The organism is Micromonospora profundi, assembly GCF_011927785.1.
GTDB classification, from domain to species: Bacteria; Actinomycetota; Actinomycetes; order Mycobacteriales; family Micromonosporaceae; genus Micromonospora; species Micromonospora profundi.
The window spans coordinates 4,714,235-4,730,188 of the sequence record NZ_JAATJK010000001.1; the positions used below are offsets into that span (position 1 = coordinate 4,714,235).

A 15,954-nucleotide genomic window follows, 5' to 3' on the forward strand; every position below is an offset into this window, starting at 1 on the left:
TCAGCCACGCGGGTCGCGGCCGGCCGCCGTCGCTGCCAGCTCGGCGTCCGCCCGCTCGGCTGCCGCTCGCTCCGCGTCGGCCCGCTCGGCTGCCACCTGCTCCGCCGCCGCACGCTCGGCGTCCGCCTCGGCCCGTTCCGCCTGCGCGGCGGTACGGGTGCCGAAGGCCAGCACCGCGAATGCCGCGATCACCACCATCGTCGCGCCCACGACTGCCAACGCCACCTCGATGCGTACGGCGTCCAGCAGGAAGCCCGCGAGCAGTGCGCCTATCGAGTTGGCACCGGAGGAGAGCAGCGTGAAGATCGAGCCGGCGCGGCCCCGCAGCTCGTCGGGTGTCGTCCTGAGCAGGTACAGCACGCCTGCCACGTTGCCGATCCCGGCGCCGTAGTTGATCAGCGCCAGGAGCACGCTTACCGCCACCAGGCCGGGCGCCACCACCAGCAGCGGCATCAGCACCGCCCACGCCAGGTGGATGCCGATCATCATTCGGCGGATGCCCCACCGGCGCAGGAAGGCGTTGCTCGTCATCGCGCCAGCCATGCCGAAGACGCTGTTGACCGCCAGCAGGACCCCGACCGTCGCGGGCGTGCCGTCCCGGTCCTTGACCAGCACCACAAGCCCGAGGCTGAGGATCTGGAAGAGGATGTTGCTGGCCGCGAAGAGACACAGCGCCCGACGCAGGTAGAGCTTGCCCCAGATGAAGGCGACACCTTCCCTGATCTGGGCGATCAGGCCGCTCCCCTCGCCATCCGACGACCGGGGTGCCCGCAGGTCCCGCCGGACGAACAGCAGTGTCACGAGCGACATCAGGTGCACGACGGTGGCGAACAGGAACGGCGCGAACCGGGCCACGGAGTAGAGCACGGTGCCGGTCGGCTGGCCGAGGATGCTCGCGGCGTTCGCCCGTGACTCGTTCGCCGCCAACGCCCCGCCCAGTTGGTCGCGGGGCACCACGGCGCACACCGCGGCCCGTTCCGCGAGCGTGTAGCAGATGCCGAGGGTGGCCTCCAGGAACGCGACCACCATCAGGTGCGGCAGCCACACCGCGTCGAGCAGCACCACCGCTCCCACGCTGCCGACCCCGAGAATCCGGCCGGCGGTGCAGACCAGCATCGTCGTACGCCGGTTCCACCTGTCGACAAGCGCGCCGGCCGGCAGTTGGGCGACAAGGTTCGGCAGCAACGCGGCGAAGGTGACGAGGCTGGCCGCAGTGGCCGACCCCGTCGACCAGTAGACCAGCAGGGTGTAGCCGATGGAGGTGGCCCGGGCACCGAGCGCGGAGAGCCCCGAGCCGGTCCAGAGCAGCAGGAAGTCCCGGTTGCGGGTGAGCTTCGCCGCGCGACGGGCGGGTGCGCCCGGCGGCTCGGTGACAGTCACAGCGTCGTCCCGCCCGAGGGCGAGCGGCACCACTCGAGCACCGCCATGGCGCTGTAGAGCTTGTTCTCCGCCTGGCCGAACGCGATGCTCGCCGGCCCGTCGAGGACCTCGGAGGTCACCTCCTCGCCGCGATGTGCTGGCAGGTCGTGCAGGAAGACGGCGTTCGGGCTGCGCCGCCAGAGCTCCTGCTCGACACGGAACGGGGCGAAGACCTGACGCCAGTTCGGGTCCGGCTTCACAGTGCCGGTGGTCTGCCAGCGGGTGGTGTAGATCGCGTCGAGATCACCCGGCAGGTCGGCCATGTGGCACCGCTCGACGATGCTGGCCCCACTGATCGCGGCCTGCCGGGTGGCGTCGGCAAGGACCTTGGCGGGCAGGCCGTAGCCGGGCGGGGTGCGCAGTTCCAGTTCCACGCCCGGAAACCGGGTGAGGGCCAGGGCGAGCGCGGTGGCCGTGTTGTTGGCCTCCCCCAGGTAGAGCAGGCGCAGTCCTTCGATCCGGCCGAACTGCCGCAGCAGCGTGGTCAGGTCCGTCAGCGCCTGGGTGGGGTGCTCCTCGGCGCTCATCGCGTTGACCACCGACATGCGGCTCTGGGCAGCCCAGGCCCGCAACTCGGCCGGGTCGCCGGCCGTACGGGCGACAAGCACGTCGAGCATGCCGGACAGCACCCGGCCGGTGTCCTCGCTGGTCTCCCCCGTGTTGGTCTGGAGGTCCTGCGGGCCGTACTGGATCACGCCGGCGCCGAGCCGCAGCGCGGCGCTGGTGAAGGCGGTCCGGGTACGCGTCGAGGTCTTGAGGAAGTAGACCCCGGCCACCTGCCCGGCGAGCGGGCTGCCGCATTCCCCGGAGGCGAACGCGGCGCCCCGGGCGACGATCGAGTACAGGTCCTGTTCGGTCAGGTCGCGGATCGACACCAGGTGCCGTACCTGACGGGTGGTGGGGTCGATGGCCGTCGCGGAGATCGTCGGCACGGTCGTCGTCATCACATGTCCTCCGTCCGTGCGGTGTTCGACATCAGCAGCGACATGACCTCGTCGCCTGCCTCGCCGTTTGTCAGCAGCACCAGTCCGGTCCCGTCCGGAACCCGACCGGTGGTGAGCGCCCGGTAGCCGGCGGTGCGGCCCCGGTGGGTGAACTCCACGTGCGTCTCAGCGCCATCCTCGATGCGGTCCACCATGAGGCCGAGCCCGAAGACGCCGCCCGGCCCGGTGGTCAGTTGCGCCAGCACCGACTCCCGGCTGAGCACTGCCGGGTCACCCCGGTACGCGGTCTGGATCTCCCTGGTCAGCGCGGCCAGGTCGGTGGCGGTGGTCCAGAGACCGGCCGCCGCCAGGTCCGCGCGTACCTCCCAGCCGTGCGGGTGCGGCTCGCCCCGCTCGTCGTGCCCGGCGGCCACCGGCCGGCCGGACGTCTCCGGGAAGCTCTGGTCGAAGCTGCTGCCTGTCATTCCCAGCGGCGCGAAGACCAGCTCAGCCATCAGCTCGGCGAAGGGTGTCGCCGTGACGTCCTCCATGAGCTGCTGGACCACCACGAAATGGCTGTTGCGCTCCACAGCCACCGGATCGGGCGCGTCGAGCGCGCGTACCGGGTCGGTGGGCACTCCACGGCCCAGCAGCAGGTCCGACAGCGGCGGCACCGGGCCGCCGCGCGGGTGGCCGGCGCTGCCCGTCGACGTCAGCCCGGCGACGTGGCTGAGCAGTTGCCGCAGGCTCACCGGCCGGTCGGTGGGCAACTGCCAAGCCTTGAGGTACGCGTTGACGTCCGAGTCGAGCTGGAGGGCTCCCCTGTCGACAAGAGCCAGCGCCCCCACCGCCGCGACCAGCTTGCTGACCGAGCCCACCTGGAAGATGGTCGCCGGAGTCACCAGGGCGTCACCGCCCGAGACGAGCTGTCCGACAGCGTGGACCTCCACCACCTCGCCGTCGGCAAGCACTGCCAGCGACGCGCCGGGCACTCGCGCCTCGGCGAGCAGTGGAGCGATCTGCGGCAACGGGGTGATCCGGGGCAGCGCCACGGCTCGTGCCGCATCGGCCCGCGATGGCGGATCGGCAGGGGTGAGGGTGGCGGCGAGATCGGCCAGCGGCCGGTCCAGCATGGCCTGTTGCAGCGTGAGCGGGAGGCCAGCCTGCCGGGCCGCGGTGACCACTGGCACCACGAGCAGGGAATGCCCGCCGAGGGCGAAGAACCGGTCCTGACGACCGATCCGAGGCACGTCCAGCACCTCGGCCCAGATCCCGGCGAGGATGGTCTCGGCCGCACCCTGCGGCGGGACGATCTCCGTCTCCGCCCGCACCGGCGCCGCCGGCAACGCCCGCAGGTCCACCTTGCCGTTCGGATTGAGCGCGATGGCGTCGACCGGCACGAAGGCCGACGGAACCAGGGCCGCGGGCAGCCGCCGGGCACAGTGCCCGGCCAGGTCGTCGGCACCACCCACGTGGTACGCGATGAGCTGGTTGCCCCCGCCCGGCGCCGGACGGGCCACCACCGCCGCGTCGCGTACGGCGGGATGTTCGAGGAGCACCGCACGGACCTCGCCAGGCTCCACCCGGTGCCCGCGGATCTTCACCTGGTCGTCGACCCGGCCCAGCAGGTCGAGCTGCCCGTCCGGCAACCACCTGCCACGGTCACCGGTGCGGTACAACCGGGAACCCGCAGGCCCGTACGGGTCGGGCACGAACCGGGTGGCGGTGAACCCGGGCCGTCCCGCGTACCCCCGGGCCAGTTGCGGCCCGCCCAGATAGACCTCGCCGACAGCGCCCACCGGCACCGGGTTCAGCCGGGCGTCCAGCACGTAGGTACGCATCCGGCCCAGCGGCCTACCGATCGGCGCGACATGGCCGGTGAGCGCGCCGGTCACCGGGTATCGGCTGACCGCGACTGTCGCCTCGGTGGGTCCGTACTCGTTGAGCAGCACGGTCCGTGGTGCGAGTTCCTGCCACCGCGCGCAGGTCCGTGCGGTGAGCGCCTCGCCGCCCAGCACCAGCACCGGCGTGAGTGCGGCTGCCTGCTCGCTGGACAACTGCCCGGCGAGCAGGTCCAGGTGACTCGGGGTCAGCTTGACGAAGCTGAACGGTCCCGCCGCTGCCAGCCGCGGGCCGAGTTCGTCGAGCCCGGCGTCGGCGGGCAACAGCCACAGCCGCTGCCCGGCGACAAGCGGCGCCCAGATGGTGGTCACCACCATGTCGAAGGCCACCGAGGAGAACAGCGCCGCGCCACCGGACCGATTGGCCACGAGCTCGCGCACCGCCCAGTTCAGGTAGTCGGCCAGGCTGCCGTGGCTGACCTGCACGCCGTTGGGCTGTCCCGTCGAGCCCGACGTGAAGATCACGTACGCGAGCTGGTCGCTGTCGGTACGGCCGGGAGGCTGCTCGTCCGGGTGGGCCGCTATCCGTTCCGCGTCGACGTCCAGCAGCACCTGCTCGACGCCGGTGAACCGGTCCGCGTAGACGGTGCTGGTGACAACGACTGTGGCTCCGGCCTGGGTGAGCATCGACGCGATCCGCGCCGCCGGGTACGACGGGTCGATCGGCAGGTACGCCCCACCCGCCCGCCAGATGCCCAGCAGGGTCGTGACGAGGTCCGTACCCCTGTCGAGCAGCACCCCCACCACCCGCTCCGGCCCGACGCCCCGCTCCCGCAGGTGCCAGCCGAGCCGGTTCGCCGCCGCGTCGAGGCCGGCGTAGCTCAGCTCGCCGACCGCCTCCGCGTCGCCCGCGATGGCGGCAGTGTCCCGCACCAGGTCGGGCACCATGCCGGGCTCCGGCAGGATCTCGTCGGCCGACTCCGCCCAGTCCACGAGCACGTTGTGCCGTTCCGCGTCGGGCAGCAGGACCGCACGGGCGTCGCCGTCCGGGTCCGCCACCATCGCGTCGAGCACGAGCCGGTACATCGCGGCCAACCGTTCGACATCGGCGCGCTCCAGGTGGTCGCTGTCGCTGCTCAGCTCCAGGTGCCCGGCGACCGCAGAGACTGCCAGGGCGAACTCCGAGCTGGCGGCGGCGTACCGGGGGCCGGACTCGACGTGCTCACCGACCACCTCGTCGAAGTCGAGGTAGCTGAAGTAGACGTCGAGCAGTCGGGTGCCGGAAACCGCCGGTCGGATCGCCGGCGCGGGATAGCGCCGGTGCGGCCACATCTCGACCTCCGTGGCGTGCACCCGGCGGACCAGTTCGGTCCAGGTGGCGCAGTCGCGCTCGTACGGGAAGGGCAGCGTGTTCAGCGACATGGCGTACACCCGCTCGCTGCCCTGCATGTCCGGCCGGGTGTGGCAGACCAGGCCGCTGTAGAACCGGGGCTCGTCGGTGAGCTGGCCGAGCACCGTGAGGTGCGCGGCGTGCAGCACCGCCTTGAGCGAGACCCGCGCGGCGGAGGCCAGCGCGCGAAGCTGCGGCTCCAGATCGCGGAACGGCACCCGGGCGGTGTGGGCGGTACGCGCCTGCGGCGGCGACGTGGGCTGCCAGCCGGTGGGGAACGTGAACTTCGCACACCGGTCCATCAGGTCCTGCCAGTACCGGCGGTCCGCCGGAGATTCCAGGGCGCGGCGTTCCCCGGCGATGAAGTCGGCGAACCGCACCTCCGGCAGCGGTTCCGGCTCCACCTGCGCGCCGCCACGCATCGCGCGGTAGCGGTCGAGGATCTCAGCGACAAGCGCGTGCAGGCTCCAGCCTTCGACGACCACGTGGCAGATGGTCAGCACCAGCCGCCAACTCTGGTCGGTCTCCTGGCAGACGGCGAACCGGAGCAGCGGTGCCCGCTCGACGTCGAACGGTGACCCGTACTCCGCGGCGACCAGGCGGCGCAGCTCGGCCTGCCGGTCGCCCTCGGACAGCTCTCGCAGGTCGTGCGGTACGACCGGCACCCGCACCTCGGAATGCACAAGCTGCATCGGCACCGAATAGCCGGTCGGGTCCACGGAGGAGCGCAGCACGTCGTGCCTGTTGACCACGGAGTGCACGGCCTCGCGAAGCGTCGGCAGGTCCAGCGGGTCGTCCTCGCGGACAAGGAAGGACGTCACGTTGTGGTAGTGGTTCCAGCCGTTGTCGGCAAGCATCTCCAGCAACATGCCGAGCTGCACCTGCGACAGTGGGTACGCGTCGGTGAGGCCGTCCGGCAGCAGGGCCCGGTCCGGCGCGGACACCAGCTCGAACGGCTCCACCGGGCGGTCGACGTGCACCGGCCCGGTGCGGTCGACAAGCGCGGCGCAGAGCCGGGCGACGGTCTGCAGGTCCATCACGTCAGCGACCGAGACGTCGAGCCCTGCCGTCCGCAGCGTGCTGGCCAGCACCAGCGCCTTGATCGAGTGGCCACCCAGCTCGAAGAAGCCGTCCTCCACGCCCACCGCCGGCAGGCCCAGCACCTGTGCCCAGATCCCGGCGACCCGTTCCTCCAACTCGGTACGCGGACCGATGATGGCCCGCCCGTCGCCGGGATCGCCGTCCCGCGGTGCGGGCAGCGCGCGCCTGTCGAGCTTGCCGCTGTTGTTGCGGGGCAACTGGTCCAGCGTCACGAACGCCGCCGGGATCATGTAGTCCGGCAGCGTGCGAGCCAGCGCCGCGCGCAGCTCGCCGGTGCTCGGCCGCTGCCCGGAGGCGGCGGCCAGGTATCCGACCAGCCGTGGATCGCCTGCGGTGTCCTCGCGAAGGACGACTGCCGCCTCGGTGACCTCCGGCAGCGCGGCCAGCGCCGACTCCACCTCGCCCAACTCGATCCGGTAGCCACGCAGCTTGACCTGGTCGTCGAGCCGACCGAGGAACTCCACGCTGCCGTCGGGCAGGCGGATCCCCAGGTCGCCGGTGCGGTACATCCGGTTGCCGGCGGGGCCGTAGGGGTCGGGCACGAACCGCTGGGCGGTGAGCGCCGGCTGGTTCAGGTAACCCCGGGCCACACCGTGCCCGGCCAGGTGGATCTCGCCGGGCACACCGAGCGGCGTCGGGTGCCCCTGCTGGTCGAGCACGTACATGCGCAGGCCGGCAAGCGGACGCCCGATCCGGCTGCCCACCCCGGCGGCGAGGTCGGCGCGGGTGATCCGGTGATAGGTGGAGTAGACGGTGGTCTCGGTGATCCCGTACATGTTGACAAGGGCGATCCGGGCCAGCCCGAGCCGGTCGACCCACGGGCTGAGCTCGGCGAAGTCGAGCCGCTCGCCGGCCAGGACCACCGCGCGAAGCGCCAGTCGCCGTAGCCGCTTGTCACCGTCAGCGGCCAGCCGGACCAGACCGCGGAAGGCCGTGGGGGTCTGGGCCAACAGGGTCACCTCCTGCTCGATCAGCAGGTCGAGCAGGTCGTCGGGCACCCGGGCCACCTCCGGTGGCACCACCACCAGTCGGCTGCCGTGCAGCAGCGCGCCCCACAACTCCCACACCGAGACGTCGAAGGCGTACGAGTGGAACAGCGCCACCACGTCGGTCTCGTCGGTGGCGTAGTGCTCCTGCGCGCTGTCGAGCAGCCGCAGCACGTTGGCGTGGCTGACGCAGACACCCTTCGGGCGGCCCGTCGAGCCGGAGGTGTAGATGACGTAGAGCGGGTCGTCGGCGTCGTTCACCGGGGCCCTGTCGGTCTGCGGGTGGCCGGTCAGATCGGTGCGGTCGAGCAGCACCAGGTTCCCGTCGTAGCCGGCCAGTGCGTCGACGTGGGCACCAGTGGCGACCACCGTCCCGGCGCCCGCGTCGGCGAGCAGGTACGCGATGCGCTCGGCCGGTTGGGTCGGGTCCAGCGGCAGGTAGGCGGCACCGGCCTTGATCACGCCGAGCAGGGCGGGCACCAGGTCGGCGCCCCGGTCCAGGCAGACACCGACCACCGTGCCCCTGCCCGCACCGGCGGCCCGCAGGTGCCCGGCGAGCCGGTTGGCCTGTGCGTTCACCTGCGCGTACGTCAGTCGGGTCGGCCCGGCGACCACCGCGACCGCGTCGGGTGCGGCTGCCGCGCGGGCCTCGAACAGCTCGACCACAGTGCCGGTCACCGGCTCCTCGACGCCGGTGTCGACAACGCCGAGCAGCCGCTCCCGCTCACCACCGGGCAGGTGGACCGCCTGGGCGTCGCCGTCCGGGTCGGCGACCATCGACGCCAGGACGGCCCGGTACATGCCGGCCAGCCGCTCCAGGTTGGCCCGGGAGAGCACGTCGGTGCGGCTGGAGATCTGGTAGTTGCCCCGGTGCGCGAAGACCGACAGCTCGAACTCGGTCGCGCCGTCGCCGGCGCTGCCGACGACGACCGGCTCGGTGCCCGTCGTGGTCGCTCGCTGCCCGGCGCGGGAGAAGTCCTGGTAGTTGAAGAGGACCCGCAGCAGCCGCTGGCCGCTGCCGCGCTGGATCTCCGCCAGCGGGAACCGCCGGTGCGGCCAGAGGTCGACCTCACGATCGAAGACGTCTGTCACCAGGTCGCGCCACGTCCGGGCGCTGCGCTCGTAGCCGAACGGCACCGTGTTGAGATACATGCCCTGCACGCGGTCGGCGCCCAGCACCTCGGGTCTGGCGTCGCAGACCAGCCCGGCGTGGAAGCGCTGTTCGGTGCTGAGTTGGCTGAGTACCTTCAGGTGCGCCGCGTGCAGCACCGCCTTGACCGAGACGCCGGACTCGGTGGCGAACCGCGCCACGGCCTCGTCCAGATCCGCGATGTCGACGGTTGTCGAGATGGCAGTCGGGTCGCCGGGCTCGCCCCAGCCTGCGGGCAGGACGAACGGGCTGCTCCCGTCGACCACCGCGCGCCAGTAGTCCCGGTCCTCGTCGGACGCCAGCGCGGACAGTTCGGCGGCGATGAAGTCGGCGTACCGCACGGCCGGCTGTTCGGTCTCGGTCGGGCTCCGCCCGTCGGCGAGGTCGGCGTAGACGGCAAGCAGTTCGGCGAGCAGCTGGGCGTTGCTCCAGCCCTCGGTGACCGCGTGGCAGATGGTGAAGCTCAGCCACCAGCTCTCGTCGCTGTCCTGGTGCGCGGCGATGCGCAGCAGTGGCGCGACAGCCAGGTCGAAGGGGGTGGCCCGCTCGGCCGCGACGAACTCCTGGAAGAGTCGCTCCTGCTCGTCGGCGGGCACGTCCCGGCCATCCACCACTGTCACCTGTGGGGTCACCTCGGCGTGGACGAGCTGCATGGGCACCGAGTAGCTGGTCAGGTCGAACGAGGTGCGCAGGATCTCGTGCCGGGCGACGACAGTCGCGACGGCGGCCCGCAGCGCGTCGGCCGAGAACGACCGCCCGTCGCGGACCTGGTGGGCGATGACGCTGTGGTAGGCCGCCCGGTCTCCGCTGGTGGCCAGCTCGACGAGCATGCCGAGCTGGGTCTGCGCGGCGGGGTAGGCGTCGGTGAGGCCGTTCGGCAGGGCAGCCCGGTCGGAATCCGACAGCAGCGCGAAGGGCGCCACCGGCTCCCACTCGTCAACGCCCTCACCCAAACTGGCAGCCAGCCCGCGCACCGTCCGGTAAGCAAAAACATCCCGCACACTCGTCGGATAACCAGCCGCCCGCAACGCACCCACCAACGACACCGCCAGCATCGAATCACCACCGAGATCAAAGAAACTCGACTCGACACCAACAACGTCACGACCCAAAACCCGCGCCCACACCCCCGCAACAGCCCGCTCCACCACCGACACCGGCGCCACAAACACACCAGCCGACTCATCACCAAGCACCGGCACCGGCAACTGACGCCGATCCACCTTCCCATTCGGATCCACCGGCACCACATCAACAACCATCACCACCGAAGGCACCAACACCTCCGGCAAAACCCCCCGCAACACCTCCCGCACACCCACCACATCAACACCCGAACCAACAGGCACCACAAAACCGGCCAACACCTGCCGACCATCCACCCGCACCACCGACGCCACCGCATCCCGCACACCCACACAGGACCGCAACGCCGACTCCACCTCACCCAACTCCACCCGCACACCACGCAACTTCACCTGCGCATCCAACCGACCCAGGAACTCCAACGTCCCGTCCGACCGCCACGCCACCGCATCCCCAGTCCGATACAACCGCGACCCCACCAACCCAAACGGATCCGGCACAAACCGATCCGCCGTCAACCCCGCAGCACCCCAATAACCCCGACCCACACCGACGCCGCCGAGATACAGCTCGCCAGGTACGCCGATCGGGACCACCGTGAGGTCCTCGTCGAGGACGTAGAGCCGCAGATTGGGGTGCGGGCCGCCGAGGGGCACCCGGGTCAACTCGGCCAGGGCGTCGGGGTCGCACCGCCAACTGGTGACGTCGACAGCCGCCTCGGCGGGCCCGTAGGTGTTGTGCAGCTCGCAGCCGGGCAGCGCCGCCAGGAACGCCCGCGCCACGTCGACCGGCAACTCCTCGCCGCCGACGCCGACGGAGCGCAGCGAGGTGCACTGCTCGAGGCCCTCGGCGAGGAGCGCCGACAGCATCGTCGGAACGAAGTGGACCGTCGTCACCTGCTCGGCGATGATCAATTCGCGCAGGTACGTGGGGTCGCGGTGGCCGCCAGGTCGGGCCACGACGATCCGCGCCCCGGCCGACAGTGCGGCGTAGACCTCTGCCGGTGAGACGTCGAAGCCGATCTCGGTCTTCTGGAGGACGACGCCGTCCGGGCCGAGGCGGTAGACCTCAGGCAGTACGTGTTGGGTGCGGTTGACGAGGCCGGCGTGGGTGACGACAGCGCCCTTCGGACGACCCGTCGAGCCCGACGTGTAAATCACATAACACGCACTCTCCGGACCCACGACCGGCGGCACATCCTCAGCAGACTCACCAGCCCACAACCCCGGCCGATCAACCAACACCACCTCAGCCGACAACCCCGACAACCCCACCACCAACACCGACGACGTCACCACCACCGACGCCCCCGCATCAGCAACCATCAAACCCAAACGCTCACCCGGATAACCCGGATCCAACGGCACATACACACCCCCCGCCTTATGCACCGCCAGCATCGCCACCACCTGCTCCACCGAACGATGCAAACAAACACCCACCAACACCTCGGCACCCACACCCACCGACCGCAAATACCGAGCCAACCTGTTCGCCGCCGCATTCAACTCCGAATACGACAACGACACCCCACCACCAGAAACCGCAACCGCATCCGGGCGCACACCCACCTGCGCCTCAAAAGCCGAAAACGCCACCCCCTCCACCGGCACCACAGAACCCACACCCACCCGCGACAACCACTCCGCCTCACCAGACGGCACACACACCACCCGCGAATCCCCACCCGGATCCGCAACCATCGACTCCAACACCACCCGGAACATCCCCGCCAACCGCACCAACCCCGCCGACCCAAACACCCGCCCGTCACCGACGAGACGGATCACGGTCGGGCTGGCACCGACGGACAGGAGAAATTCGGTGGCGGCCACGTCGCTGGCGGTCCGCTCGTCGGTGGCATCGTTGGCCCGCGCGGTGTGGCCGTCGGGCGTCGGTGCGGCGCTCGGTCCGCCCGCGGCCTTCCCGACAGAGAGGTCGGTGCGCGGCTCGGTGTAGCCGAAGACCACGTCGATGGGATGCGTGTCGGCGCCGGTCAGACGCCGTACCGCCGGCAACGGGAAACGCCGATGCGGCCACAACCGCACCTCACCGTCAAACACCGACCGCACCAGATCACGCCACGAACCCACACCCCGCTCAAAACCGAACGGCAACACATTGATGTACATCCCATGCACACGATCCGCACCCCGCACCTCCGGCCGCGCATCACACACCAACCCCGTGTAAAAACGCCGCTCCCCCGACAACTGACTCATCACCTTCAAATGAGCCGCATGCAGAACGGCCTTGACGGATACGCCGAGGCTGCTGGCGAGCCCGCGCAACGCAGGGTCCAGGTCGGCGATGTCCAGCTCGGTGCGGGACACCTGCCGCGGGCCGGGCTCGGTCGCCAGGGTGTCCGGCAGTGTGAACTTCGGCCTACCTGTCACCACGTCCCGCCAGTAGTCGGCGTCCGCCTCGGAGTCGAGCGCCGACAGCTCGGCGGCCACGAAGTCGGCGTACCGGACGGCCACCGGCTCGACGGGCGTCGGCTGCTCGCCGCGCCGCCTCCGGTGGTACCCGTCGCGCAGGTCGGCCAGCAGGAGGTTGAGGTCCCAGCCGCCGGTGATGAGGTGACTGACGGAGACGGTGAGCCACCAGGCCCTGTCGTCCTCGCGGTGCACGGCCACCCGCAGCAGTGGCGGCGGCGACGCCAGGTCGAACGGCCGCCCGCGCTCGGCGGTGACGTACGCCGGATGACCGCTCGCGTCGGGATGCACAGCGATCGGCACCTGCGCCTCGGCGTGCACGAGCTGCATGGGCACCGAGTAGCCGGCGAGGTCGACCGAGGTGCGCAGCGTGTCGTGCCGGGCGACCAGCTCGGCGAGGGTGGCCCGCAGCGGCTCGACGTCGAAGGGCAGCCCGTCGTCGACACGCATCGTGTGGACGATGTGGTACGGCCTGGCGGCGTCGTCCTTGGCGATCTCGACAGCCATTCCCACCTGGGCCTGGGTCGCCGGGTAGGCGTCGGTCAGGCCCGCCGGCAGAGCGGCGCGGTCGGCATCTGACAGCAGCGCGAAGGGCGCCACCGGCTCCCACTCGTCAACGCCCTCACCCAAACTGGCAGCCAGCCCGCGCACCGTCCGGTAAGCAAAAACATCCCGCACACTCGTCGGATAACCAGCCGCCCGCAACGCACCCACCAACGACACCGCCAGCATCGAATCACCACCGAGATCAAAGAAACTCGACTCGACACCAACAACGTCACGACCCAAAACCCGCGCCCACACCCCCGCAACAGCCCGCTCCACCACCGACACCGGCGCCACAAACACACCAGCCGACTCATCACCAAGCACCGGCACCGGCAACTGACGCCGATCCACCTTCCCATTCGGATCCACCGGCACCACATCAACAACCATCACCACCGAAGGCACCAACACCTCCGGCAAAACCCCCCGCAACACCTCCCGCACACCCACCACATCAACACCCGAACCAACAGGCACCACAAAACCGGCCAACACCTGCCGACCATCCACCCGCACCACCGACGCCACCGCATCCCGCACACCCACACAGGACCGCAACGCCGACTCCACCTCACCCAACTCCACCCGCACACCACGCAACTTCACCTGCGCATCCAACCGACCCAGGAACTCCAACGTCCCGTCCGACCGCCACGCCACCGCATCCCCAGTCCGATACAACCGCGACCCCACCAACCCAAACGGATCCGGCACAAACCGATCCGCCGTCAACCCCGCAGCACCCCAATAACCCCGACCCACACCCACACCGGCCACGTACAACTCGCCGGGGGCGCCCACCGGCACCGGCTGAAGCAGGTCGTCGAGGACGCGCAGGGTGATGTTCGGGAAGGGCCGTCCCAGCGGAACCCGGGACACGTCGGCCAGGTCGTCGGCGGTGCAGTGCCAGCTGGTGATGTCCACTGTGGTTTCCGCTGGCCCGTAGGTGTTGTGCAGCTCGCAGTCGGGCAGCGCGGCCAGGAACGCCCGTGCCACATCGACCGGCAACTCCTCGCCGCCGACCGCCACGGATCGCAGTGAGGTGCAGTCGGTGATGCCCTCGGCGAGCAGCGCCGACAGCATGCTGGGCACCAGCTCGATCGAGGTGACCGACTCGGCGATGATCAAATCACGGAGGTACGCGGGGTCGCGGTGTCCACCCGGGCGGGCCACGACGATCCGCGCCCCGGCCGACAGTGCGGCGTAGACCTCTGCCGGTGAGACGTCGAACCCGATCTCGGTCTTCTGGAGGAGCACGCCGTCGGCATCGAGTCGATTGATCGTGGGTGCGACGTGGGCGGTCCGGTTGACCAGGCCGGCGTGGGTGACGACAGCACCCTTCGGTCGGCCCGTCGAGCCCGACGTGTAAATCACATAACACGCACTCTCCGGACCCACGACCGGCGGCACATCCTCAGCAGACTCACCAGCCCACAACCCCGGCCGATCAACCAACACCACCTCAGCCGACAACCCCGACAACCCCACCACCAACACCGACGACGTCACCACCACCGACGCCCCCGCATCAGCAACCATCAAACCCAAACGCTCACCCGGATAACCCGGATCCAACGGCACATACACACCCCCCGCCTTATGCACCGCCAGCATCGCCACCACCTGCTCCACCGAACGATGCAAACAAACACCCACCAACACCTCGGCACCCACACCCACCGACCGCAAATACCGAGCCAACCTGTTCGCCGCCGCATTCAACTCCGAATACGACAACGACACCACACCACCAGAAACCGCAACCGCATCCGGGCGCACACCCACCTGCGCCTCAAAAGCCGAAAACGCCACCCCCTCCACCGGCACCACAGAACCCACACCCACCCGCGACAACCACTCCGCCTCACCAGACGGCACACACACCACCCGCGAATCCCCACCCGGATCCGCAACCATCGACTCCAACACCACCCGGAACATCCCCGCCAACCGCACCAACCCCGCCGACCCAAAAACCCGAGCATCGGCGACGAGGTCGAGGAAGCCGCTGGCCGCGGTGACCTGGAGGGCGAACTCGGTGCCACCTTCACCGGCGACGGCCTCGAAGCCGACCTGCTCCTCGCTGTCGGTGTTGGCGCGACGGAACTCGGTGTAGTCGAAGACGACGTCGATGGGATGCGTGTCGGCGCCGGTCAGACGCCGTACCGCCGGCAACGGAAAACGCCGATGCGGCCACAACCGCACCTCACCGTCAAACACCGACCGCACCAGATCACGCCACGAACCCACACCCCGCTCAAAACCGAACGGCAACACATTGATGTACATCCCATGCACACGATCCGCACCCCGCACCTCCGGCCGCGCATCACACACCAACCCCGTGTAAAAACGCCGCTCCCCCGACAACTGACTCATCACCTTCAAATGAGCCGCATGCAGAACCGCCTTGGGTGACACCTCGTACGTCGAGGCCAGCCCGCGGATCCGTGGGTCGAGGTCCTGGTAGCTGAGCCGGTGCCGCAGCACGGCCCCGGGCGCCGCGGACTCGTCACCCCAGCCCGCCGGTGGGGTGAACCGGGCGTGGTCGGAGGTGACAGCCCGCCAGTACGCCTCGTCGGCCTCCGAGGCCAGCGCCGCCTGCTCGCCGGCGACGAAATCGGCGTACCGGACCGCGAACGGCTCCGGCGCCTCCGGTGCCATGCCGACACAGCGCCGCTCGTAGCAGCTGAGCAGCTCGGCCAGCAGGGTGTTCAGGTCCCAGCCGCCGGTCACCAGGTGGCTGATCGCCACGGTGAGCCACCATCCGCCGTCGGTGCCGACATGGGCGCTGACCCGCAGCAGCGGGGCGGGGTGCTCCGGGTCGAACGGCCGTGCCCGCTCGGCGTCGACGTAGCCGCGCAGGTGCGCCTCGGCCCGCTCCTCGTCGAGGCGCAGGATCCGTACGTCGACGGGGGCATGGGCGTGCACGAGTTGCAGCGGCACCGAGTAGGTGTGCTGGTCGAACGACGTACGCAGGGTCTCGTGCCGGGCGACGATATCGTGCACGGCCGCAGTGAGCGCCTCGCCCGAGAAGGACTGGCGACTGTGCACCCGGAAGCACCGGACGATGT

The 15,954-nt window shown here is 70.2% G+C and carries 3 protein-coding genes (1 of these 3 running past the window's edge); all 3 read right to left on the bottom strand.

The features are described 5' to 3' along the window. Tightly spaced (each overlapping or abutting the next), the 3 genes in view from F4558_RS20740 to F4558_RS20750 form a layout consistent with a single transcriptional unit that may run on beyond the window. A complete protein-coding gene (locus F4558_RS20740; RefSeq protein WP_312877376.1) occupies nucleotides 1-1,413 on the bottom strand; it encodes an MFS transporter in 1,413 nt (470 codons plus the stop codon). Beyond that, nucleotides 1,377-2,363 (bottom strand): ornithine carbamoyltransferase, encoded by a 987-nt coding sequence (locus F4558_RS20745; protein ID WP_167945620.1) that lies wholly within the window; start codon nucleotides 2,361-2,363, stop codon nucleotides 1,377-1,379. Before F4558_RS20745 ends, F4558_RS20740 begins: the two co-directional genes overlap by 37 nt. After that, nucleotides 2,363-15,954: the 3' portion of a non-ribosomal peptide synthetase gene (locus tag F4558_RS20750; RefSeq protein ID WP_167945622.1), read on the bottom strand. The gene runs 9,676 nt beyond the window's last position; only the last 13,592 of its 23,268 coding nucleotides appear in the window; its start codon lies off the right edge, out of view; it ends in the stop codon at nucleotides 2,363-2,365. Before F4558_RS20750 ends, F4558_RS20745 begins: the two co-directional genes overlap by 1 nt.